The sequence below is a fragment of the Candidatus Binataceae bacterium genome (assembly GCA_035308025.1).
Classification (GTDB): Bacteria; Desulfobacterota; Binatia; order Binatales; family Binataceae; genus JAJPHI01.
In genome coordinates this window covers 43,825-67,212 of sequence record DATGHL010000031.1, presented here as the reverse complement: position 1 = coordinate 67,212, position 23,388 = coordinate 43,825, and the positions used below count along the sequence as shown (strand labels likewise).

Genomic DNA, 23,388 nt, shown 5'->3' with positions numbered 1-23,388 from the left:
CCCAAGAAGGGCAGGAGTAAAGGTGGAATTCGAATTCACGGATAGTCAGAAGGAAATTCGGCAGGCAGTGGCCGCATTGTGCGCTCGCTTCGGCAATGAGTATTGGCGCTCATGCGACGAGCGCAATGCCTATCCGGACGAATTCGTAAAGACCATGAGCGACGCCGGCTGGCTGGCCGCGCTCATCCCGCAGGAGTATGGCGGCGCCGGATTGGGAATGCTCGAGGCCGGCCTGATCCTTGAAGAAGTGAATAAGAGCGGCGGTAACGCGGTCGCCTGCCACGCCCAGATGTACACGATGGCCGCGATTCTCAAGCACGGCTCGGCCGCACAGAAGCAGCAATATCTGCCGCGGATCGCATCGGGCGAGCTGCGGCTGCAATCCTTCGGCGTCACCGAGCCGGACGCCGGTTCCGAGACTCCGCGCATCAAGACGTTTGCCCGTCGCGTGGGTGACAACTACGTAATCAATGGGCAGAAGATTTTCACCTCGCGCTATCAGCATTCGGACATGCTACTGCTGCTCACGCGCACCACGCCTTTCGACGAGGTAAAAAAGAAAACCGACGGCATGAGCATTTTCCTGGTTAATACCAAGGAGAATGGCAGCGCGATCAAAGCGGTGCCGATCGCCACGATGGTCAATCATGGCACCAACCAGTTGTTCATCGATAATCTCGTTCTCCCGCGCGAGGCGCTGGTCGGTGAAGAAGGTAAGGGGTTCTCCTGCCTGCTGAGCTCGCTCAATGCCGAACGCATCCTGGTCGCCAGCGAATCGGTCGGCGATGGCCGCTGGTTCGTCGATTACGCGACTAAGTATGCAAATCAGCGGCGCGTCTTCGACCGGCCCATCGGTATGAATCAGGGCGTGCAATTCCCCATCGCCAAAGCGCATGTCTCAGTCGCGGCGGCGGACCTTATGCGACTCAATGCGGCGGCGAAGTTCGACGCCGGAGTGCCGTGCGGCGCGGAAGCGAACATGGCCAAGTACCTCGCCACCGAGGCGGCGTGGGAAGCAGGCGAGGCCGCGATGAACACCCTTGGCGGCTACGGCTTAACCAAGGAATACCATGTCGAGCGCAAATGGCGTGAGGCGCGCCTCTATCGCACGGCGCCAATCGCGAACAATCTAGTCTTAAGTTTCGTCGCGGAACATATACTCGGCCTCCCGCGATCGTACTGAAGCCAGAGGCAGCAGCCTCGCGAATGTTTCTACGTAATTAAGCCACGCCTAGCTCCGAGGCCCATTTGAGCATGTCGCGCGCGACCTTGAGGTGAGCAGTATCCACCATCATGCCGTTGAAGGTCACGACCGAAGAGCCTTCGCTTTCGCACTTCTCGACCGCCGCGATTAGCTCTTTCCAGTGAGCGATTTCCTGCGCGGTCGGCGTGAAGACCTCGTTGACGATCGCCACATGTGACGGATGGATTAGCAGCATCCCCATGTGACCAAAATTTTTCGTGAGAATCGCCTCCTTGCGCAATCCGTCGAGGTCCTGGATGTCCCACCATCCGCGACCGCCCATCGGATAGGGCACGTTGGCCGCGCGCGCGTCGAGCAGCACCTTCGAGATGTAGTAGAAGGCTTCGTGACCCTCCGGCGTCCACTGAAACCCGATCGCGCGGGCGATGTCGCCGTCCTTGCCGGTGAGACCGCCCATATGCACGACGCGCGGCGAAGCGATGCCGACTTCGTACGCCTGGCGCATCCCTTGCGCGGTCTCGAGCACCGGATAGATCAGGACGGTGCCGAGTTCGATGCCGTGCTTGCGTTCCAAGAATTCAAGGATGGTGTCGGCGCGCTTGACGTCTTCGGGTCCGGTGACCTTGGGCAACATCACGCAGTAGAGTTCCTTGCAGACCACCGCGTCGAGATCGGCCCAGGTCAGTCCAGTCTCGAAATCGTTGACCCGCACCATCATGGTCTGGCCTGCGCCGCCGAGCTCCTCGATCATCTTGCGCACAATCGGCCGCGCCTTAGGCTTATCCGGCAGCGCGACCGCGTCCTCAAGATCGAGGATCAGGGCGTCAGCGCCAAAGCGCGGCGCCTTCTGGATGCGATCTTCGCGGTTACCGGGGACGAACAGGGCGGAACGGACGGGCTTCGCACGGCGCATGATCGGTTTTCTCCTGATTGGTAATGGTCTGGCTATTACTTAGCATCCTGCGCGACGATTGGCAGGGTGTCGCGCGAACCGATCAGGGCATCGGATGCTGTTGGGTGAGGCAGTGGATCGCGCCGAGACCCCAAACGAGATCGATTGAAGGAATCGCGACGACACGGCGGCCCGGAAACAGCCGCGCGAGAGTCGCCGCGGCAATCGCGTCCGCGGCACATTCGAACGACGGCATAATCACGCCGCCGTTGACGATGTAGAAATTGGCATACGACGCGGGCAGGCGCGCGCCCTCGTGATGTAAAGCCGCGGGCATCGGCAGGGTTTCGATCACAAAGGGGCGCCCGGCGCCATCGCGCAGCGCCCGCAGTCGCGCGAGATTCTCGCGCAACACGCCATAATTCGCGTCGGCCGGATCCTCCTCGACGACCGTCACGATCGTATCGGGCGCCGTGAAGCGTGCGAGGTCGTCGATATGGCCGTCGGTGTCGTCGCCCGCGATGCCCTCGCCGAGCCAGAGGATCTGCTCGACGCCCAGATAGACGCGCAAGTAGTCTTCGATCTCCGCGCGGGTCAGATCGGGATTGCGGTTGGGATTAAGCAGGCAGGATTCTGTGGTCAGAACCGCACCCGCCCCGTTTACATCGATCGAGCCGCCCTCGAGGACGAGTCCCGGCTCGATCACTTCGAACCCGTAACGCTCCCCCAGTTGATGCGGCACAACGTCGTCGAGATCGAAGGCGCCGTACTTCTGGCCCCACGAATTGAAGCGCCAGTCGAGTGCGATTTGCGGCGCGACGCCCACTGGTTCGCCATCGCGCCGGTTAACGAAGATTGGTCCATGATCGCGGATCCAAGAATCGTTGGTGGCGATCTCGACGAGTTCGATCCGATCGCTCCGCTTCGGCTGACCGGACAGCGCCGCCGCCTCGCGAATGAACCGGCGGATCTCGTCGACGTCTGCTCCCGGCTGAACCAGGATACGCACGGGCTCGAAGCTCGCGATCGCCTCCGCCATCTGCGCAAAGATCGGTGGAATTGGTTCGAATTTGCCCGGCCAGGTATCGCGGTTGTGCGGCCAGACAATATAAGTCGCCGCGTGAGGCGCCCACTCCGGCGGCATCCGATAGCCGGCGAGGCGCTGTCGATCGGCCGGCGGAATCATCGCCGCCTCAGCCGCGCATGCGCCGTGTCAGATCAGAGTAGGCGTCGATCCGGCGATCACGCAGAAAGGGCCAGTTGCGGCGCGTCTCCTCGATGGCGTTCAGGTCGCAGCTCACGATCAGAATTTCCTCATCGGTATGACTGGCCCGGACGAGTACTTCGCCGAATGGGTCGCAGACGAATGAACCGCCCCAGAAGGTTAATTCGCCTTCCACGCCGACGCGATTCACCGCGGCGACGAAGACGCCGTTGGCGATCGCGTGCGAACGCTGGATCGTCTCCCACGCCGAATACATTTTGTGGCGCAGCGGCGCGGGCATCTCGGGCGTCCAGCCGATCGCGGTCGGATACGAGAGGATCTGCGCCCCGGCCATCGCGGTCAGCCGCGCCGCTTCAGGGAACCATTGATCCCAGCAGATGAGTATGCCGAGATTGGCTGCACTAGTTGGATGCGCGGTGAAATCAAGATCGCCAGGCGTGAAATAAAACTTTTCGTAATATCCCGGATCGTCCGGGATGTGCATCTTGCGATAATGCCCGGCGACGCGGCCCTGATCGTCAAGCACAATCGCGGAATTGTGATAGACGCCCGCGGCGCGGCGCTCGAAGATCGGCGCGATAATCGAGACGTGGCGCGCCGCCGCAACCCGCCCGAGGGTTTCGCTGCTCGGCCCCGGAATTGGCTCGGCTAGATCGAAGTTGGCGTTCTCTTCGCTCTGGCACGGATACCGCGAGCGATAAAGCTCTTGCAGGCAGACGACATTCGCGCCGCGCGCGGCTGCTTCCTCGATCCGCGCCGCGGCCTTGTCCAGATTGTGCTGCGGCTCGCGCTCGCAACTCATCTGGATCAGCGCGATTGTGACCTGTCCCGCGTCCATCATCGATGATCAGATAGCAGGCGCCACGGCCTCGTGCTACGCCGCACAATTACGAATCGTTTATCGCACGAATTGAGCGGCTGGATCACGGTTTCAGCGCATCAGCGGCATCACCAACTCGGCGAAATCGCGAAAAACTTTGCGCTGATATTCGGCGGGCGGCAACAGGCTCACACCCATCAGGCCATTGCGCTCCATCTGCTTCACCTGATGCACAATCTCCTCCGGCGTGCCGGCCAGGCAGACTCCGCGAATCGCTTCCGGCGTGACGAAAACCTCCTCGCCCGACTGCATGTAGGTGCAATGACCGTCGTGAATCTGGCGGAAGCGCTTCTCCGGCGGCAGGCTGAAGCTCGCGACGTGTTCGAGATAGCGCCCCCAGTTATTGCGGAAGTAAGGCGGAATCAGCTCGTCCTTCTTGCCGAGGTCACTCCAGATTTCGTAGGCGAAATGCAGGATCGCGGTCACCCACGATCCGGTCTCCTGAATCACCCGTTCGTCGCTGAGCTTTTCGCCCGGGCGCAGCACGCACGCCGAGGTCAGCGTAGTCGTCAGAAAAGGTTGCGGCAGCTTGCGCCCGGCTTTCTTCGCCCCCGCTTCAATCAGCGCGAGCTTGGGCTGGATGTCATCGGCGCCGGCGGTGACCCAGCCGTCGCCAAACGCGCCGGCCGATTCGCACGCCTTGGGGCCGTTGGCCGCAACGTAGATCGGAATCGGCGTCTCCAGATTGATGAAATGCCGATCGCGATGCAGGAACTGGATCTCCCGCGTCTGATTATTGAATGTATAATCGACCGCCTCGCCGTTGAGCAGCGCACGGACCACGCGCAGATATTCGCGGAATTCCTTGATCGGCATCGGATGCTGCCCCATCACGCGCATCGCGGTATGCCCCGTGCCGATGCCCAGAAACACCCGCCCCGGCGCGATCTGATTAATCGTCGCAATCGAGTGCGCCGTCACCGGCGCGATCCGGGTGCCGGGAATCGCGACGCCCGTGCCGATCTTGATCCGGCTCGTATGCTGCGCCGCCAGCGCCATCACGGCATAGCAGTCCGACCAGATCATTTGCGAATCGGGAATCCAGGCGCGGTCATAGCCTAACTCCTCGACGTAACGGATAAGGTCCCATTTGCTGATGTGGGTATCGACGCAGACGCCAAATTCCATTGCGATCTCTCCTGGTACAGTGTCCCGCAATTAACTTGTATCATTTACTGCCTGCATCCTCGGCAGCCTAATCCTAAGCCCCTTCGTCTGGACCAGCCGCGCTGATCAAATTCTCGAAGCGATCTCCTGAGTCTGTCACCGAATTCCAGGCTCAGGTTACTAGGACCTTTGTGTAAATGAGTTCCGAGCGAACACGCCGATTCTATTATCTTCTGCCGACGGCTCTCTCGGAATGAGGTAGCCACTCTCACTAGCAGTAAGCCGCTCGTGTCATTCTCAGCCCTTCGGCCCTGAGGGGCCTCAAGGGTAAACTCAGCGTCCACTGCCCCGAATGGGCAGCGAAAAATCCCGGATTCCTTTCTCCGTAGATTCCCTCAGAACGATAGTGCTACTTTCTCAAGCATCAAACCCTTTTTGTCATCCTGAGCGAAGGCGGCTTCCGCCGCAGTCGAAGGACCTGCGCGAAGCGCTTCTGTCAAAGCGAGTTGTGCCGAGCTTCCCTACGCGCGCCCAGCTGCGGAAAGTCCCTCTCCCTGACCAGGGAGAGGGCAAGCATCGGGCGCGAAGCGTCGATGCACGGTGAGGGTCAATCCACATACGCGCACCCCTACTGCCCCGGCATCACCGACATATACACCGTCCGGAACGTCCGCGACTTGAACTTCCACTCCTCGCCGACCTTGACGTACTCGTCCGCGTACCACCCCGCCCCAACCCATTCCATATCTTTCTTCAGGTTGCGCAACTCGACGTAGCAGCGGCCCGTCGCCCGTCCACTACCGGCGAGATCGATCACGTGATTATGGATATAGGGACGCGGCGTCAGCGGACCCTGCGTGATTCCGCCGTAGAGCTTCGCCAGCCCCTCGCGGCCGCTCGCGCGATGCTCCCGCTTTTGGCCCTTGGTGATGAACTCGCCGTCGACCGCGAACAAGTCGACAATCCCGCTCATGTCGTTGCGCCACACGCAGTCGCAATACTTGAGCGGCAGCTCGCGAATCGCCTCGCGATCGGCCAGCTCGCCCGCCATCTGCTCGATACTCTTCGCCATCGCTCACTTCTCCTGCGTGCCGGTCGTTCCGGCCGCCATTTTCGGCTCCATGTGGACCATCTGCGCCCGCCGTGACTGAAATTTCCAGGCGTCGCCGACCTTGACGTATTCGTCGTTGTAGAAGCCCGTCCCGAGCCAGCTCAGCTTGTTGCTCGCGTCGCGGATTTCGACGTAGCAGCGCCCGCTCGCCCGCCCGTTACCCTTGAGCTCGATCACGTGGTTATGGATGTACGGACGCGGCGTCAGCGTCGTCAGTCCCGCCTTGTAGGTCTTTTCCAATTCGGCGCGTCCCTTGTTCGTAGTCTCCTTATTATTGCCGACGATCGTGAATACGCCATCGTCCACGAACAGGTTGACCAGCCCTGCGACGTCGCCCTGCCAGACGCAGTCGCAGTAGCGCTGCGGCAACTCGCGGATCGCCTCGCGATCAGCCAACTCGGTCACTATCTCTGCGATATTCTTCGCCATCGCCCTACCCTCCCGGATTGTAATTCGAGCCCTTAATTCGGCCTCGTCGTTCGCCGTGCGCGCCGATGTGCAACCTCGCTCGCGCCGGCCGCTATCCCGTTATCTACAGCGATCCCTAGCACCGAACACCCCCACCCTCAAAACGCCGCCGTTCCATCGATGCGGCCTCCTACACGCAGCGCTTGTTTCCCGATGGCGTGCCGCACCTCGTCGGCTGCGGCAGTGTATGCTCTCTATTATCGAGCAGCGCAACGTTTTCGATCAGCACATACGTCGTCTCTCATTAGCAACTCTCGAATGTTTTCCGCCGGGGTGACGATAACAATCCCCGCATTTAACGCGGTCGCTATGGTTTCGTCTGTGGATTTAGTCAGAATATTGTAATGCCCAGATACTACTCCGAGGAGTCCCGTCAGATTACCGGTCCGCGCTAACACATCAACATGCTCTTTCCGATTGGATTGGGTTATTACATCGAGAGGTGATTTCGGCTTGTCAGGAACCCGCTCTGCAACGATGGCCGTCGAAATGTCGTACTTGAAATGCCAAAACATCGGCGCACCGCTTAAACCTCCCCACGAATGAGCGTCGACCAGATATGCTCTAATCAAACTATTCTGTCTCTTGGTTTCAAGAGCAATCAGCTCCTCTCCCGGCATTCGCGCGATATTACCAAACCGCACCACGGGGAGATTGCGATTTGCGCCAGCCGATTGAACAAACAGACCAGGTGCAAATACTTCATCGCCGAGTTGCACCTCTATTATCTCCGAAGGCGGTGGTGTCACAGCAGCCTGCCCGGGATTCGCCGCCTCTCGAAAGCGAGCCAGATCGATGCGAGACTGACTATCAATAAACACGTACAGAGGAACGCACTCAAAGGAGTATCTCGAGCGATCCAAATCGATCAGAATCGCGGCGATATCGGCCTTGTCGTGCTTGAACCATTCGTTCTTGTCAGTATCGTGCTCTTCATAGCCCGGGAGTGGGGGCGTTGGAACGCCTCGATGAGTGTTCAACCGGATTGTTATAGAGCGCCCATAGGCCGACTCAATGCTGTGAAGCGCCGTAATAAAATAAATCCAGTTTCTGCTATTCTCCTCAACCTCAACAAAAAAGCCGGTCCCGCTAGGATCGTGTCCTGTCTCCATCAAGAACGCCACGCAGTCAGAGAAGTAAGGCGGTATTCGCACAGAGCCTCTTTTCCTTTAGCGCGTGCTCGGCATTCGATGGCCCGCGGTATAGCCGCCATCCACCACGATCGCCTGTCCCGTAATGAACGAGGCATCGTCGGAACACAAAAACAATGCCGTCTGCGCAATCTCCTCGGGCTTGCCGATCCGGTTGAGCAGATGCAGTGCCGTAAATGCTTTGAGCGCCCGCTCCCGCCGTTCCGGCGTCAGCGTCTCATAACCGGTATCGAACAGCGGCGTCCCGATCCCGCCGGGACAGATACAGTTGACCCGGATTCCATATTCCGCGTAATCCATCGCCATCGACTTGGTCAGCAGAATCACCCCGGCCTTGGCCGCGCAGTAATGCGACATCCGCCGAATCCCCTCCATCCCGGCGACCGATGCCGTACTCAGTATCACTCCGCCCTTTTTCATCAGCTCGGGCAGTGCGTACTTCGCGCCCAGGAACACCCCCTTCAAGTCAATGTCGAGCGTGCGATCCCACTCCTCCTCGGTCATCAGATGGAGCAACTTCGATTCCCCGATCCCGGCGTTGTTGTAGATAATATCCAGGCTTCCAAACTGGCGCACGGTCTCGCTCACCATCCGCTCGGCGTCGGCCGCCTTCGACACATCGGTCCTGATCACGATCGCGCTGCCACCGCCCTGAGCGATCTCCGCCGCCACCGCTTTTGCCTGCTCCTCCGACCAGTCGGCGATCGCGACCTTCGCTCCCTCGCGCGCAAACAGCAGCGCCGTCGCCTTACCAATCCCCGAGCCGCCCCCGGTAATTAATGCGATCTTGTTATTCAGCTTGCCCATATACCCAACTCCTTCGAACCACTCAGGCCCGTCAAGAATAAAACTACTGATTGTCCGTCAAGGATGAAATCCTTCACTTACGCCTTTCGCCCGCATAAAGATGTTGACCAAATGTTTCACGCGAAACATTTGTTTCAGCGTCAAAACACTTTCCGCTCCGTTGTCGCGCTCTTGCAGGTTCATGCGCCTGGCGTTTCGCACGTGTTTTACCGACCAAGCGCTGACAAAATGTTTCGCGTGAAACATTTTGCTAATCGATTCCTTGAAAGCGCGCCTGCGGAGCAGCGTGCTGCCCGAACGGTGAAACCCACGCCGTCGAAACAAATGTTTCACGCGAAACATTCGGTGCGTGAGCCGGGGCGGTAAAAGAAATCAGGAGCGGCCGATGAAAAAATGCACCGAGCGGTCCGCGAAGGCAATCACCGGCGGTGGGTAAAGCCCCAGAATGATGGTCGCCAACGCCAGCGCCCCGATCAAACCGTAATTCCACAGATCCCCGGTGAAGGGGGGCGCGCCCTCTTCCGGATCCTCGAGAAACATCGCCCGCACCGGCCGCATGTAATAGTAGAGCGACACCACGGAATTCAGAATCCCGATTACCGCCAGGATGAAGAAACGCTGGCGCACCGCCGCGGCAAAAACGTAGAACTTGCCGATAAAGCCCACCGTCGCCGGAATCCCGGTCAGCGACAGCAAAAAAATTGCCAGCGCGATCGCCGGCGCCGCTCCGCCCCGCGCCGCCAGCCCGCGATAAGCGCCCAGATCCTCGCGCCCAGTCGCATTCCGAACTACCAGCACCACGACGAACGCGCCCGCGTCCATTACGTAATAGGCAAAAAGATAGACCAGCATCGCGCGGATGCCATCGTTCGACAGCAGCACAAAACCCATCAGCGCGTAGCCCGCCTGCGCGATACTCGAATATGCCAGCAGCCGCTTCAGATTGTCCTGTTGCAGCGCCGCGAGATTTCCCAGGGTCATCGTCACGGCGCAGATGACCAGCAGCAGTTGCGGCCACTCGACGCCGCGCAGCCCCTGCCAATTCCCATCCGAAGCAACACGCGAAATCGCCGGATAGAAAAACCGCGTGAGCAAGGCGAAGCCCGCGGCTTTCGAGCCCACGGCGAGAAAGGTCGTAATCGGAATCGGCGCGCCCTCATAGACGTCGGGCGCCCACATATGAAAAGGCACGGACGCGATCTTGTAGCCGAGCCCGGCCAAGATCAGCACCAGGGCAATGAATACCGTCAGCGGCGGAGCGTGCCCATTAGTGAGCAGCGCGCGATTGATTGCACCGAAATCGAGCGCGCCGGCCAAGCCAAAGATCCAACTCATGCCATAGATCATCAGACCCGACGCGACGCCGCCGTAAATCAGATATTTGAGCGCCGCTTCCTGCGAGCGCCGGTTATGCCGCACGACCCCGGTCAGCACGTACGACGTCAAGCTCACGAACTCAAGCGCGAGATACGCCATCAACAAGTTGACCGATTCGGCCATCAGGAGCATACCCAGAGTACTCGCAATCAGTACTGCATAGTATTCTCCCTGCTCACAGCTCTTGATCTCATCCGAGCCGATCGACATCCAGCTCGCGACCAGTGCGGCGAGCACGATCAGGACACGGAAAAATGTCGCGAACGGGTCATACACCAGCATTCGATTGAACAGCCACGCCTCGTCGGAATGCGATTCGAGACCGATGACTAACAGGGCCAAGGCGACGGCGACGAGCGCCAGCTCTCCCAGATAGGACTTGTCCCTCAACACCAAATCAATCAACACCAGCATCAGCGCCGCCGCCATCAGCAATAGTTCCGGGTAGAAATATCGCAAGCTCGCGAGATTGCCGAGGTCCATTTCAGCCTCAGTGGAACGCGAGCGTAAACCCAGTTGCCGCGCCAGCCACAATCTGATTGAGGTGATCCAAAGAAGTTTGCAAAAGCATCAGCAGCGCGTGCGGGTATACTCCCAGTACTAGTACGATGACCGCAAGGGGCGCGAGTGTAAACACTTCGCGTGCACTTAAGTCGGGCAACCGATTATACTTCTCGTTAAGTGGGCCCAGGTAGATGCGCTGAAAGCACCACAGAAGGTAGCCTGCCGTCAGGATCGCGGTGCCGGCGCCAAACACGGTCATTATCGGATGCGTCTGCCAGGAACCCAGCAAAACCAGCACCTCCGATATGAATGCTGAAAGCCCGGGCAGTCCCATGCCGGCAAAAAAAGCGAAACCGGTTATTCCAGTGTATAGCGGCATCTGATAAGCCAGTCCGCCGAACCCGTCGATCTCACGATGGTGCGTACGGTCGTAAATAACGCCGACCAGAATGAACAGCATGGCCGTGATTGTTCCGTGATTAAACATCTGCAGCACGGCGCCATTGATTCCGACGGCAGTGAACGACGCCATCCCGAGCATCACGTAGCCCATGTGACTAATCGAAGAATATGCGATCAGCTTTTTATAGTCAGTCTGCGCCATGGCGCACATAGCGCCGTATACGATATTGATCGTGCCGATGACGCCTAAAAACAGCCACGCCAGGTCGTGGCTCGCGGCCGGGAAGATCGGGAAGTTTACCCGCAAGATTCCGTAGGTACCCATTTTGAGCAAGATGCCCGCCAGAATGACGCTAATCGCGGTCGGCGCTTCGACATGTGCGTCGGGCAGCCAGGTGTGAAACGGGAAAGCCGGAATCTTGATCGCGAATCCGAGGAATAGAGCGACCCAGCAAATTCGTTGAAAACTCATCGAGTAGCTACCCGACTGCGCCGCCAACTGTGTCATGTCAAAAGTCGGATTCGGGGCGTAATAATATAATCCGAGCATGACCAGCAAAATCAGTACCGAGCCGAGCAGCGTATAGAGAAAGAACTTTATAGCCGCGTATAAGCGCCGTGGTCCGCCCCACACGCCGATGAGAAAATACATCGGCAGCAGCATCACCTCCCAGAAGATGTAAAACAGGAAGAAGTCCAGCGAAACGAAGACGCCCATCATGCCGGTGTCGAGCATCAGCAGCAGCGCGTAGTAGCCTTTCTCGGCGCGATCGATACCGAAGCTCACAAAGACTGAGATGAAACAGATCAATGCCGTCAGCAGGACCATCGAGATGCTGACGCCGTCGATACCGACGAAGTAGTTAATATGGTAGGCGTCGATCCAAGCGTGCCGCTCGACGAACTGCATCGAGGTAGTGACTGTGTTGAAGTGTTCGTAGAGCCATCCGGCAATCAGCAATTGCGGGGCGGTGGCGACAGCCGCGATCCACTTGTAGATAGGCTTAGCCGAGTCCGGGCAGAGTAGAATCAACACCATGCCCGCCAAGGGCACGAAGGTGATGAGGGTTAGCGGATGCTTCAGCTCCATGTAATATTCGGCGCCGTGTTCAAAATCGCTGGATCGCGCGGGCGAGCAGAATGAGCATCACGCCAGCAAGAATGCCGTAGAGATATCCATTGATCGAACCAGTCTGAAGGCGACGGAGGCGATTGCCTGAGGCGAGCGTCGCGTTCGCCGCGAGATTGACGAGACCGTCCACTATGTAGTTATCGAACAGGCCGGAGAGCCACGCACCGAGGCCGACTAATGCCGCTGTCAGGTTCACCACGCCATCGATGATGTGCTGATCAAACCAGGCCATCGCATGGGTTGCCACCAGGTAGGGCTGCACGATGAGGCGGTCATAGATTTGATCGATGTAGTATTTGTTGAATGAGAGGCGGTAAACGACGCCGTGCGCAAGATTGCTTAGGATGCGAGGATCGATTTTTTTTTGACGATATGTGAAGTCCGCGAGGAGCCAACCCAAACCAACCACGAACAGCGAGAGCAGAGCGAAGTCGGCTTCCCAATCTTCGTGGGACTGCGCGGTTGTGAGCAAACGAGTCTGGGGCGAATCGAAAAGTGGGGCAAGAAAGTCGCGGAGCGGTGCGAAGTTCGAGACAAAATGCGGCAGCATTACGAGGCCACCCACCAGCGACAGGCCACCGAGGACTACGAGAACCGAGACCATCGAAGGCGGCGATTCGTGAAGATGGTGCTGCTGTTCGTGGGTGCCGCGAAACTCGCCGAAGAATGTCATGTAGACCTGACGAAACATGTAAAAGGCAGTGAGTCCGGCGCCGATCAGAAGGAGCGCCCAGATTATCGGATGACCGCCTGCAAACGCGCTCCAGATAATACCGTCTTTCGACATGAAGCCGGCGAAGGGCGGGACGCCGGCAATTGCGAGTGTCGCCGCGAGGAATGTCCAATAGGTAATAGGCAGCTTGTGGCGCAGGCCGCCCATCTGACGCATATCTTGCTCGCCACCCATCGCGTGGATGACGGAGCCTGCGCCGAGAAAAAGACACGCTTTGAAGAACGCGTGGGTCATCAAGTGAAAGATAGCAACGCCATATGCGCCGACGCCGGCAGCCGCGAACATGTAGCCGAGTTGGCTCACGGTGGAGTATGCGAGCACGCGTTTGATGTCGTTTTGCGTGACGGCTACGGTCGCCGCGAAGAAGGCGGTTGCAGCGCCGACAGTTGCAATCGTCAACATGGTCGCGGGCGCCATCGAGAAGAGGAAGTTAAGACGTGTGACCATGTAGATACCCGCTGTCACCATCGTCGCCGCGTGGATGAGAGCGCTGACCGGGGTCGGCCCGGCCATCGCATCGGGCAGCCATACGTGGAGAGGAATCTGGGCTGACTTGCCCGTAGCACCGAGGAATAGCAACAACGTCACGAAGGTTACCAAGCTCATTCCGAAATAGCCGGAACGTCCTGCGAGGATCGGCGCATAGTGTGCGATATCGCGAACGACCAAACTGGGATGGCCCACACCGGAAAGGCCACCGAATAAGGCGTAGAGCGCAATTACAAAAGCCCAGTCACCTATGCGATTGACGATGAACGCCTTGTTGCCGGCCGTCGTATTGATTGGATCTGTGTACCAAAAGCCAATCAGCGCGAAGGAGCAGAGGCCGACGCCTTCCCATCCGACGAACATTAGCCAGAGATTGTCGGCGAGGACCAGCACCAGCATCGCGAACGTAAACAGGTTCAGCCAAGCGAAGAAACGCCAGTACGACGGGTCGTCGCGCATGTAGCCGGTCGAGTAAATATGAATCAGGCCGCCGACGCCGGTAATAATCAAAACCATCGTGAGCGAGAGCGGATCGAGCCAGAAGGCAATGTCGAGATTGAGGCCGCCAACGTCGAACCAGCGCCAAAGATCGTCGAGCATGAAGCGCTGAGCCGGCGCGAGTTCGAGCATCCTGACAAAAGCCCCGGCAGCGCAGGCGAAGGCGGCGACGACGGCGCCGCAGGCAACGACGCTCACCGGCCAATGGCCGAGCCTCTTTTGGATCGCGCTACCCACTGCGAAATTAAAAACCGCGCCCGTGAGCGGAAGCAAAACGATCCAGCGAATAAAGGCGACGGTTAGTGGATGGTCCATTTCCGATCAGGCAGCTCTCGCAAGGCGCCAGGATTACCTGCACGACGCTCGCATATACGCAGAAAACGACGAACACGCAAACGATCGGAATAGAGGCGGGTGCGGCGAGGAGTCCACAACCCCGTTCGCATTATCCGCCCAAGGTAGCGGACGCGCCAACGTCGATAGTCCTCAGGTTATTGTAGATAGCCAGAACTATGGCGAGACCGATGACGGCCTCGGCGGCGGCCAGCATAATCACGAAGATTGCGAACACCTGGCCGTCGTACCTTGCGCCACCGCCACCGTAGGCGGCGAAAGCGACGTAATTGATGTTGGCGGCATTCAATATCAGCTCGATGCCGAGAAGAATTCCAATCGCATTACGGCGAGTGAGCACACAAAAGCAGCCGAGCAGAAAGAGCATTAGGCCGAACACGAGGAAGTGATCGAGGGTCAGCGATGGTGGCATTTTTGGCTCGACTTGTTCTAAGAGCGGGTCTCCTGGCGTGAGATCACGATCGCGCCGACGAGCGCGGCGAGCAGAACGATTGAAGCGATTTCGAACGGCAGGATATATCCACTCAAGAAAGCGTTGCCGATGCCATATGTCGTCGGGAGCGGGGGCGCAGCAGGCCCGACGATCCACTTCGTTTGCTGCAGCGCGTAGAACATCACGGCGCCGGCGACCAGCATAATTGCCAGGGCAGGCGCGACGCCGACAGCGCGATTCGAAACGTTGACGTCGGCCACCCCCTGCGTGAGCATCACGGCGAAAATGGTTACAACGAGTATTCCGCCGATGTATATAAACACCTGAATGATGAAAAGAAAGTCAGCGCCGAGCAACGCGTAGATACCAGCGACGCCGGCCAAGGCGCCGAACAGGGCGAAAGCAGAATAGACAATGTTGCGCGAGAACGCGGTGATGATCGCGGATAAAATGCTCAGCGCGGCGAGTCCGTAGAAGATCGCGAGCGCCACTATGGGACCTTTTCGTTTGACGCCGGGGAGGTCGCAGGGGCCGGCTTCGGCGCCGCGGCGGGTGCTTTGTCACTGCCCGGCTGCGCCCATTCGTCCACGTATTTCATTCCGCGTCCGAGGAGCTTCGCAACATCCTCATCAGGTTCAGGGCCTTTCTTGGGCTTGTAAGCGACGACGGGCTCGACAATGAAGCGCCGAATCAGGCTTTCGAGCGAGTAGTCAGCGCCCTCAAACTCGGTAGTGTGATGAATGGCGCCGGTGGGGCACGGCTCACTGCACAACCCGCAGTACATGCATTTCGCCATATCGATATCGAACTGCGAGATGACAATTTCGCGGGTCTGCGCGTTCTTCTCGATCGCCATCGCGATGCAATTGATCGGACAGGCGCGATCACAAGCAAGGCAGCCCGTGCAGATTTCGAGATCGACATCGAGGATGCCGCGGTAGCGGAAGGGCAGCGTATCCTGCACGCGCACCGGCATGCGATCGGGATACTGAATCGTGAAGGGACGGCGGATGAGATGCGAAGCAGTCACGGCCATACCGTCGAAAATGCTGACGACAGCATCTTTGATATTTCTGAAATAGCTATTGGCCACGGCCATCGTTCGCTCGCCTCAGATAGTCGGGCGCAGATAGAGTTCCATGCCGGAGCGCCGGGTGAAGGTGATTACGCGCGAGGCAAACAGAACCGCAATCGCGACCCCGAAAGCCAACATGCCCCAGCGCACAATCGCGTTGCCGTCGGGGAAGATCGCTACCCAGACGGCGGTGCCAATCAGGTTGATAAAGGAGATCGGCACGAAGTACTTCCAGCAAAGAGACATCATCTGATCGATGCGCACACGCGGGAGGGTGCCCCGAACCCACATCGAGACGAGCACCAGAAAAAGACACTTGACCATAAAGGCAACGAACTGGAGCGCGTTCATGACGACGGCGCTGCGGGTAAGCAGGGGAAATTGCCAGCCGCCGAGAAACAGCGTCACGACGATCGCAGCGGCGATGAACATATTGCCCCATTCGGCCATAAAGAAGAACAAATAGCGCATGCTCGAATACTCAGTCGCGAAGCCGGCGACGAGTTCAGATTCGGCCTCCGGAAGATCGAAGGGCGTGCGGTTGTTCTCGGCGAGGCTTGAGATGAACATGATAAAGGCGGCGACAAAACAAAAGGGATTGGCAAAGATGAACCATCGATCAGGTGCCCAGCCTTGGGCGCGAATAATACCTTGCATCGAAAGCGTGCCGGTCATCAGAACGATCGGAAAGATTGAGAGTCCTGCCGGAATCTCGTAACTGATGATTTGAGCGGCAGAACGGATTCCACCTATCAGCGACCACTTATTATTCGACGCCCATCCGCCCATGAGGATGCCGACAACCGTCAGGGCTGGGACCGCAGTAATATAAAGAATACCGATATTGAGATCCGCCAAAATCAGTCCGGAGGAAAAGGGCATCACCGCCCAGGGTAGAATGAAGGCGAGAACGACCAGATAGGGCGCGAGTTTGAAGAGGCGGGCGTCGGCCTCGGAGGGAATCAAATCCTCCTTGCAGACGTGCTTGACGCCGTCGGCGAGCCATTGCAGGAAGCCGTTGGGCCCGACTCGATTAGGGCCGATACGCGACTGGATGCGCGCCCACACGCGACGCTCCACCCAGGTGACAATGGAGGCGAATGGCAGCGCGACGAGCATCAGAACTAGCGCGCAGGCGATCGTGATCGCGATAGTATATACCCACTCGTGCGAGGGGTGCGGCCCAAAAACACCGTGCGCGATTAAACTATCGAGCCAGAGTTGCATAGGTCAGCGATCGATTTCCGGCGCGATGACGTCGAGGCTGGCGATGAGAACGACCAAGTCGGCGATCATCAGGCCGCGACTGAGTTTTTGAATCATGCCCATCGCGGCGAAAGAGCCGGTGCGCACATGCACGCGCTGCGGAAAGGCGGTGCCGTCGCTGACGACATACCAGCCCTGATCGCCGCGCGCGCTTTCGACCCGTACCTGACACTCGCCGGCCGCGGGTTTGAAATTGCGCACCACCTTGCCGAGCACAGGACCGTCGGGCATCTGGGCGAGGGCCTGGCGCAGGATTCGCGACGACTGCACCATTTCGCGAATACGCATCATGTAGCGATCCATGGCGTCGCCCTGACTACCCCACTCGCCGGCGCCTAGAGGCACCTCGAACTCAAGTTCGGAATAGACTGAGTAGGGAAGATCGCGGCGCACATCCCAGTTGACGCCGGAGGCGCGGAGATTAGGACCGACCAGATTGTAATTGATTGCGTCGGCGGCGCTGATCGGGGCGACATTCGCGAGGCGCTCGATACAGATTTTGTTGTAGGAGAAGAGCGAGTTGAATTCGTCGAGGATCGGAGCGAGATGATCGAGGTAGGCGAGCGCCTTCTCGCGCCATCCGGGGGGAAGGTCCCAGGCGACTCCGCCGATACGCATATAGTTGAAAGTGAGACGAGCGCCGCAGAGTTCCTCGATGAGATCGTTGATCATTTCGCGCTCGCGCAGGGCGTGCAGAAACGGCGTCATTGCGCCGATGTCCATGCCCATCAGGCCGACGGTCAACAGATGCGAAGCGAGGCGATTGAACTCGGCGGCGACGACGCGGCAATACTCGCCGCGCCGCGGCACGGTGACGTTGGCGAGCTTCTCGCAGGCCATCGCCCAACCCTGATTGGTAAACATCGCGCAAACATAATCTACGCGGTCGGTGTAGGGCATGAAGCCGTGATAGCCGACTTTCTCGGCGATTTTCTCGATCGACCGATGGAGATAGCCGACATCCGGGATCGCCTCGCGCATGACCTCGCCATCGGCCTTGATCACGAAGCGCAACACGCCGTGCGTCGACGGGTGCTGCGGACCCATGTTGAGAGTCATTTCCTCAGTGTGAAAGGCAGACATAATGGTTCGAGCGATTACTCTATAGCTAATACCTACTTCAGTTACTAAGCGGCGTGACCGCCGATTTTTTTCTGCTGGTCAAGCCGGATAATCGGACTTTCGCGCACGGTCGAAATACCATGATATTCGGCGGGCTCAACGAAGTCCTTGCGCAGCGGATAGCCGGGCCAATCCTCGGGCATCAGGATGCGGCGCAGATCGCTATGGCCGTCGAAGGTGACGCCGAGCAGATCGTAGATTTCGCGCTCCATCCAGTTGGCGGCGCGCCAGACTTCCTCAACCGTCGCAACGGCGGGATTCTCGCGCGGCAATTTGACCTTCATAACACAACCGTGCCGATGGGTATACGAGAACAGATGATAGACAACCTCGATCCGATCCTTGTAATCGACTCCGGTCTCATTACTGAGGCAATCCATCGCGCAGACCGGGTCGTCGTGCAGAAATCGTGCGATTTCGACGATCGCGGCGGGTTCGACGACGGCGAACGGGTCGAACTTACCTTCAACGACCTCGAGCAGCTTGCCGGGAAAACGTTCGCCAACGAGCGCAAGGATTTTGAGCGGTTCCAACATGCGCTACCAATCGTGCGTTATCAAGCCTGCGCGACAAGGACCGGTTTACTTTCGCGCGCCAGCCAGCGCTCGGTCATGATCTTCTCCTGGAGCTTGAGGAGACCCTCCGTCAGCGCTTCCGGACGCGGCGGGCATCCGGGGACGTAAACATCGACGGGTAAGACTTTATCGACGCCGTCGCAGACCGAGTAGGCGAGCTGAAACAGGCCGCCGCAATTCGAGCAGCTACCCATCGAGATGATGTATTTGGGATCGGGCATCTGATCGTAGAGCAGGCGGGTGCGCAGGGCCATCTTGAGCGTCAGGGTGCCCGCGATGATCATCAGATCGGACTGGCGCGCAGAGGCACGCGGGGTCGCGCCGAAGCGTTCGATATCCGAACGGGGCCCCCCGGTTTGCATCAATTCGATCGCGCAACAGGCGAGCCCAAAGAGCATGTACCAGAGGCTGGATTTGCGCATCCAGTTGATTAGCTCGTCAGTCTTGGTAGTCAATACATAATCGGGCAGTGTATTAAGCAACGGCATTGATGTTGTCTCCTGGGCTGTGCCTCAGTCCGGAACTTGCTTTACCCATTCCAGATCCCGCTTGACCCAGACGTAAATGAGACCGACGAAGAGGATCAAAAGAAAGATCATTATCTCGCCGAGTGCGAAAAGCCGCTGGCCGTGCCGCACCCAGTCGAGGTAGACAGCAGCGACGGGATAGATGAAAGCGACCTCGACCTCGAAGATTACGAAGACCAGCGCGATGAGGTAGAAGCGGACGTTGAAGTTAATCCAGGCATTACCGGTGGGCGGCTCGCCGCATTCATACGGCATCAGCTTGCGCGCGAACGGGTTGCTGGGGGCGAGCAGCTTTTGCAGGCCGATCATCGCCGCCATTAAGGCAAACCCGACGATCGTCAGAGCGAGCACCACGCCATAGTCGAAATACATCAGTTAGTACTCACACGAGTCACGCGGAACCTAGAGGCGACTGCGGTCAGCGTGCATGGATTAGACCTTGCAGGGCGTCGTGATCGAGCCAGGCGCCGTGGCCGTCCTGGCAGGCCATGATAGTGAATGCGCCCTCCTGACGGCTGACCAGCAAGGTGTGACATTGCGGACAAGTGGGCGTCGCCGCTTTTTGACGCATTCGTTCGAGGAGGCGCTTATCCTCTTCGCGCGCCCACTGATCCTCGCGGGCTTTTTCGACATCGTGCAACTTGTCGCCAAATTTATCGTCGCTCATGTTCGTTCCATAGTCTTCCGGCGAATCCTCAAATCATGTCGTTGATCAGTTTGCCGCTGCGCGCCTTCTCAACGGTGGCGTCAAACTTGGGCCCCAGATCCACCCCCATTTCTTTGGCCCGCTTCTTGGCCCAGAGACCGACGTTGCGAGAGTCACGATAATAGGACTCACCGCGTGGGGCGCTGGTGTCGAAGCTGTTGAGCCGCGAGGTCTCGGTGGCGTGCACCGCGAAGGAGGACATCACGCGCCGCGTGCGCTTCGACTCGCAGTTGCCGCAGGCGGGGCGCACAACGCGTCGCGCGCCCATCACGATATGAGAGCTGAGAGCGCCGCACGCCAGGCATTCATACTCGTAAATCGGCATCCGAGATCAGACTAGCCCAGCCTATGAGGATCGGCAAATTCCAGATGAAGGCGCGTCCGCGCTAGCTGGGATGGCGGCTGCCTAGTAGGAAGGGCGCGATGATCGAGCTGCCGCAGAAGTAGATTGCGCCGATTGCAAACACGACGGCGCCCGACGCAATCCACCAAGCCGCGCCGTGCTTCAACCCCAGAACGAAGCATGATCAGTCCCCAAACCGGGATGATCAGCGAGACCATTAGCCGCAGGATGAAGCTGATCGCACGTTCAGGATAGGTTTCGCCTCCCTTCGCCATCGTCGCATAGCTCCGCTAGTTCGCCCAGTGATTACTTAGCCGCTTGCGCGGCGGTTTCAAATCGGGCGGCGCGGTGATTTGCGGAATCTCGTAGAGCGCGGGTGTTCCCCCTCCGCCGGAGAGATCTGCCCGCATGAGTACCTGCAAGCTTGCGCGCACTTGCGGCGCTAGCCGCAAGAGTTCCCGCGGCCGCGCGACCAGATATACCGGGTCGCGTGAGGGCGCGCCGCGGCGGGCGATAGCGTGAGGCAGGGGTGGCGCCTCGCGCCCGTAATACCAGGCAAACTCGGGATCGAAGTAGGCAACGTAGACAGGCGCCGAGCCGATCCTCATGCGAACCGCGGGCGCGAAATCGACGAGGCTGCGAGTGCGCATCTCGGCCGGTCGCACGACCGCGGTCCAGAGAAGCGAAGCGGCTAAGGTGGTGATCGCCAGCCCGATGCCGGCTACGAGCGGGGTTCGCCGCTGTAGACCGACGATCACCGTGACTGCACCCGCAAGGACCGCTGCCTCGAACGCCACGAAGGGCCATCTCCAGTGGGCGATGCCGGCGACAAAAATTGCCGCGTAGGAGGCGTCGCTGGATTGCAAGCGCGTCAGCCATGCGTGATCGCCGGCGTTCGGTGACAACAGCGATGTAGCCGCGATTATGGCGAAGATTATTCCGATCGCCATCGCAGCGGCGATCGTCACGGTTGTGAGATCGCGCAGGCAACGCGTGATTGCGCGCCGCTTCGAGTCGGTTCGCAAATGGGTGAACAGGGCGGCGAGCAGAATCGCGAGCGACGGGATGGCGGGCAGAATGTAGTCGTCGCGCTTGGCGTTGGCGGCGGAGAACAAGAGCAGGACCGCGAGCGCCATCGCGAGTTGAAAGCGAAGCGGCGCGCGCGCGGCGGGATCAAAATCGCTGCGCACGCAGGCGGCCACGAGCGCCGGAAACAGAATGCTCAGCGGCAACATCCCGCCCCAAAGACGCATCACAATGTAATAGAAGGGGCGTGCGGCCTCGCCGGTTCCGCCCATGCTCGACGGCATAAAATGACCGAAGTTCTCGCTGACAAACAGGGCCGCGACTTCATTGCCGCGATGGGCCGCCAGCGCCGGAACGTACCAGGCCGCGGCGATCGCAACTGCCAGCGCGAGCATCGCCCAAGGCCATCGGCGCCGCGCAAGCTCGAACGGATTGCGGCGCACCATCAGGAGATAAAGCACGAGCGCGAGGCCCAGAATGACCACTACTACGGGACCCTTGGTGAGAATCGCGAGCCCCAGCAGCACCCCGGCAACGAGGGTGCCTGACCACGACGGAGAATCGTCGAGCGCTGGAAAGATTGCGCACCAGATGGCGAACAAAAGCGTCGTCATCAGCATGTCGGTCAATGCAGTCGTCGCGCGTGACGCAAAGCCGTAGCTGCCGAGCAGAAAGGCGAAGGCAAGCCATCCGGTCGCGGCACCGAGCAGCGCAGCGGTCCAGTCGAAGACGATCGTCGCGAGCGCGGCGCCGGCGATCAGGGAGACCAGGCGCGCGCGCGTCTCGTCGACGGGCTTGCCGCTCAGATCGGAAGCAAGGGCCGACAGCCAGTAGTACAGCGGCGGCTTGCGATTGACGAAACCATAATAATCCACCGGCAGGAGCCAGTGGCCGTGATCCACGATGTCGGCGATCCACTGTGCGGACTGGGGCTCGGCGTCCTTGGCAAAGGGCGCTGAGAGGCCCGGGGCGAGCAGGACAATTGCGATTAGAAAGGGTGCGGCGAGACGAACGCCCCGAGGAAGGCTCATGCGGGTCGCCGCGATTTGTCGACGCGCCGCGCGAGCAGATAGTGCGTTCCGCCCGCGGGATCGAAGGTTGCGATTTCCATCGCGGCGGCGTTATGCGCGGTGCCGAAGCGTCCGCGAGCGTCAACGAGGATGATGCCGGCCTCGCCGGCGCAGTCCCGACTCATGTGCGAGATTACGTTGGCGGCGACCTCGGCGGCCGAACGGCGGTCGAGTCGCGCGACCGCCTCGCGGCAGAGCGCGGCGCGCAGAATCGACTCGCCGTTGCCGGTGGCGGAAGCTGCGCCGTGGCGATCGGCGTAGAGACCGGCGCCGAGAATCGCGGAGTCGCCGATGCGGCCCGGGACTTTACCAGCGACGCCGCCGGTAGAAGTCGCGGCGGCGAGATTGCCGGAGACGTCGAGCGCGACCGCACCGACGGTGCCGTGCGAGTCGGTGGGGCCGGCTTGGTGACGCCGCGCGCGCCATCGCGCGAGCGCCTGCGGCGCGATCAGCGACGCGCGGCTGCACAGCCGCAGCCCCGCCGAGCGGGCGATACGCTCGGCGCCTGCGCCGCCGAGGAGCAGATGAGGCGTGCGCTCCATCACGGCGCGCGCCAGCAGAATCGGATTGCGCATGCGGCTGATCAGCACCACGCCGCCTGAGCGGGGAGCGGCGCGACTTCTTGATTCGTGGTTCGCGGACTCGGCGACCGCAACACCCGCATCCATTTCAACGTGGCCGTCGATCGTCAGGCACGAGCCGTAGCCGGCATTGAAGAGCGGGTCGTCCTCGAGCGTGGTGACCGCGGCGATTACAGCGTCGAGGGCATGAGCGCCGTCGCGCAAAAGACGTGCGCCGGCTGCAATCGCGGCAAGCATCGCGCGCCGGCGACCCGCGCGGTCATCCGGCGCAGCGCGGCCGCCGGCGCCGCCGTGAACAATCAGGATCGGAAGCTTCTCGCGACGGGCCAC

The 23,388-nt window shown here is 59.7% G+C and carries 25 protein-coding genes; 1 reads left to right on the top strand and 24 read right to left on the bottom strand.

Annotated features, from left to right (window positions below; all coding sequences use genetic code 11):
• Window positions 1-22: 22 nt before the first annotated feature.
• Window positions 23-1,183, top strand: a complete 1,161-nt coding sequence (locus tag VKS22_10195) for an acyl-CoA dehydrogenase family protein (protein ID HLW70981.1) — start codon at window positions 23-25, stop codon at window positions 1,181-1,183.
• Window positions 1,184-1,220: 37 nt separating this feature from the next.
• Here VKS22_10195 and VKS22_10190 read toward each other — a convergent pair whose 3' ends face one another.
• From VKS22_10190 to VKS22_10075, 24 genes are all read right to left on the bottom strand, one after another.
• On the bottom strand, window positions 1,221-2,117 hold the full coding sequence (locus VKS22_10190) for a CoA ester lyase (protein ID HLW70980.1): 897 nt from the start codon (window positions 2,115-2,117) through the stop codon (window positions 1,221-1,223).
• A gap of 82 nt (window positions 2,118-2,199) precedes the next feature.
• The gene (locus VKS22_10185) at window positions 2,200-3,282 is read right to left on the bottom strand and encodes an agmatine deiminase family protein (protein HLW70979.1); all 1,083 of its coding nucleotides are present in this window, start codon (window positions 3,280-3,282) and stop codon (window positions 2,200-2,202) included.
• Window positions 3,283-3,289: 7 nt separating this feature from the next.
• Window positions 3,290-4,162: a carbon-nitrogen hydrolase gene (locus VKS22_10180; protein ID HLW70978.1), complete on the bottom strand. Its 873-nt coding sequence runs from the start codon at window positions 4,160-4,162 to the stop codon at window positions 3,290-3,292.
• Between the two features lie 90 nt (window positions 4,163-4,252).
• Window positions 4,253-5,329 carry an LLM class flavin-dependent oxidoreductase gene (locus tag VKS22_10175; protein HLW70977.1) on the bottom strand — a complete coding sequence of 359 codons (1,077 nt, stop codon included), beginning with the start codon at window positions 5,327-5,329 and terminating at the stop codon, window positions 4,253-4,255.
• Window positions 5,330-5,936: 607 nt separating this feature from the next.
• Window positions 5,937-6,380: a nuclear transport factor 2 family protein gene (locus VKS22_10170; GenBank protein HLW70976.1), complete on the bottom strand. Its 444-nt coding sequence runs from the start codon at window positions 6,378-6,380 to the stop codon at window positions 5,937-5,939.
• A 3-nt stretch (window positions 6,381-6,383) separates the two neighbouring features.
• Window positions 6,384-6,848: a nuclear transport factor 2 family protein gene (locus tag VKS22_10165; GenBank protein ID HLW70975.1), complete on the bottom strand. Its 465-nt coding sequence runs from the start codon at window positions 6,846-6,848 to the stop codon at window positions 6,384-6,386.
• Window positions 6,849-7,084: 236 nt separating this feature from the next.
• Window positions 7,085-7,999 carry a hypothetical protein gene (locus VKS22_10160; protein HLW70974.1) on the bottom strand — a complete coding sequence of 305 codons (915 nt, stop codon included), beginning with the start codon at window positions 7,997-7,999 and terminating at the stop codon, window positions 7,085-7,087.
• Between the two features lie 57 nt (window positions 8,000-8,056).
• Window positions 8,057-8,845 carry a glucose 1-dehydrogenase gene (locus VKS22_10155; protein ID HLW70973.1) on the bottom strand — a complete coding sequence of 263 codons (789 nt, stop codon included), beginning with the start codon at window positions 8,843-8,845 and terminating at the stop codon, window positions 8,057-8,059.
• Window positions 8,846-8,902: 57 nt separating this feature from the next.
• On the bottom strand, window positions 8,903-9,091 hold the full coding sequence (locus VKS22_10150) for a hypothetical protein (protein ID HLW70972.1): 189 nt from the start codon (window positions 9,089-9,091) through the stop codon (window positions 8,903-8,905).
• 126 nt (window positions 9,092-9,217) lie between these two features.
• Window positions 9,218-10,705, bottom strand: coding sequence for an NADH-quinone oxidoreductase subunit N (locus VKS22_10145; GenBank protein ID HLW70971.1), 1,488 nt, complete (start codon window positions 10,703-10,705; stop codon window positions 9,218-9,220).
• Window positions 10,706-10,712: 7 nt separating this feature from the next.
• Complete coding sequence (locus VKS22_10140; protein HLW70970.1) at window positions 10,713-12,218, bottom strand: NADH-quinone oxidoreductase subunit M; 1,506 nt, start codon at window positions 12,216-12,218, stop codon at window positions 10,713-10,715.
• Window positions 12,219-12,237: 19 nt separating this feature from the next.
• Window positions 12,238-14,295, bottom strand: coding sequence for an NADH-quinone oxidoreductase subunit L (gene nuoL, locus VKS22_10135; GenBank protein HLW70969.1), 2,058 nt, complete (start codon window positions 14,293-14,295; stop codon window positions 12,238-12,240).
• 130 nt (window positions 14,296-14,425) lie between these two features.
• On the bottom strand, window positions 14,426-14,746 hold the full coding sequence (nuoK, locus tag VKS22_10130) for an NADH-quinone oxidoreductase subunit NuoK (protein HLW70968.1): 321 nt from the start codon (window positions 14,744-14,746) through the stop codon (window positions 14,426-14,428).
• Window positions 14,747-14,763: 17 nt separating this feature from the next.
• A complete protein-coding gene (locus VKS22_10125; GenBank protein HLW70967.1) occupies window positions 14,764-15,258 on the bottom strand; it encodes an NADH-quinone oxidoreductase subunit J in 495 nt (164 codons plus the stop codon).
• Window positions 15,258-15,866, bottom strand: coding sequence for an NADH-quinone oxidoreductase subunit I (locus tag VKS22_10120; protein HLW70966.1), 609 nt, complete (start codon window positions 15,864-15,866; stop codon window positions 15,258-15,260). The genes VKS22_10125 and VKS22_10120 overlap by 1 nt, the downstream gene beginning before the upstream one ends.
• Window positions 15,867-15,878: 12 nt before the next feature.
• A complete protein-coding gene (nuoH, locus tag VKS22_10115) occupies window positions 15,879-17,069 on the bottom strand; it encodes an NADH-quinone oxidoreductase subunit NuoH (protein HLW70965.1) in 1,191 nt (396 codons plus the stop codon).
• Window positions 17,070-17,072: 3 nt separating this feature from the next.
• On the bottom strand, window positions 17,073-18,167 hold the full coding sequence (locus VKS22_10110) for an NADPH-quinone oxidoreductase (GenBank protein ID HLW70964.1): 1,095 nt from the start codon (window positions 18,165-18,167) through the stop codon (window positions 17,073-17,075).
• A gap of 68 nt (window positions 18,168-18,235) precedes the next feature.
• On the bottom strand, window positions 18,236-18,766 hold the full coding sequence (locus VKS22_10105) for an NADH-quinone oxidoreductase subunit C (protein ID HLW70963.1): 531 nt from the start codon (window positions 18,764-18,766) through the stop codon (window positions 18,236-18,238).
• 20 nt (window positions 18,767-18,786) lie between these two features.
• The gene (gene nuoB / locus VKS22_10100; GenBank protein HLW70962.1) at window positions 18,787-19,293 is read right to left on the bottom strand and encodes an NADH-quinone oxidoreductase subunit NuoB; all 507 of its coding nucleotides are present in this window, start codon (window positions 19,291-19,293) and stop codon (window positions 18,787-18,789) included.
• Window positions 19,294-19,317: 24 nt separating this feature from the next.
• Window positions 19,318-19,704 carry an NADH-quinone oxidoreductase subunit A gene (locus VKS22_10095; protein ID HLW70961.1) on the bottom strand — a complete coding sequence of 129 codons (387 nt, stop codon included), beginning with the start codon at window positions 19,702-19,704 and terminating at the stop codon, window positions 19,318-19,320.
• 46 nt (window positions 19,705-19,750) lie between these two features.
• A complete protein-coding gene (locus tag VKS22_10090; GenBank protein ID HLW70960.1) occupies window positions 19,751-19,999 on the bottom strand; it encodes a zf-TFIIB domain-containing protein in 249 nt (82 codons plus the stop codon).
• A 28-nt stretch (window positions 20,000-20,027) separates the two neighbouring features.
• Window positions 20,028-20,363 (bottom strand): zinc ribbon domain-containing protein, encoded by a 336-nt coding sequence (locus tag VKS22_10085; GenBank protein ID HLW70959.1) that lies wholly within the window; start codon window positions 20,361-20,363, stop codon window positions 20,028-20,030.
• Between the two features lie 308 nt (window positions 20,364-20,671).
• Entirely contained in the window at window positions 20,672-22,438 is a 1,767-nt protein-coding gene (locus VKS22_10080) for a glycosyltransferase family 39 protein (protein ID HLW70958.1), read from the bottom strand.
• Complete coding sequence (locus VKS22_10075) at window positions 22,435-23,388, bottom strand: isoaspartyl peptidase/L-asparaginase (protein HLW70957.1); 954 nt, start codon at window positions 23,386-23,388, stop codon at window positions 22,435-22,437. Before VKS22_10075 ends, VKS22_10080 begins: the two co-directional genes overlap by 4 nt.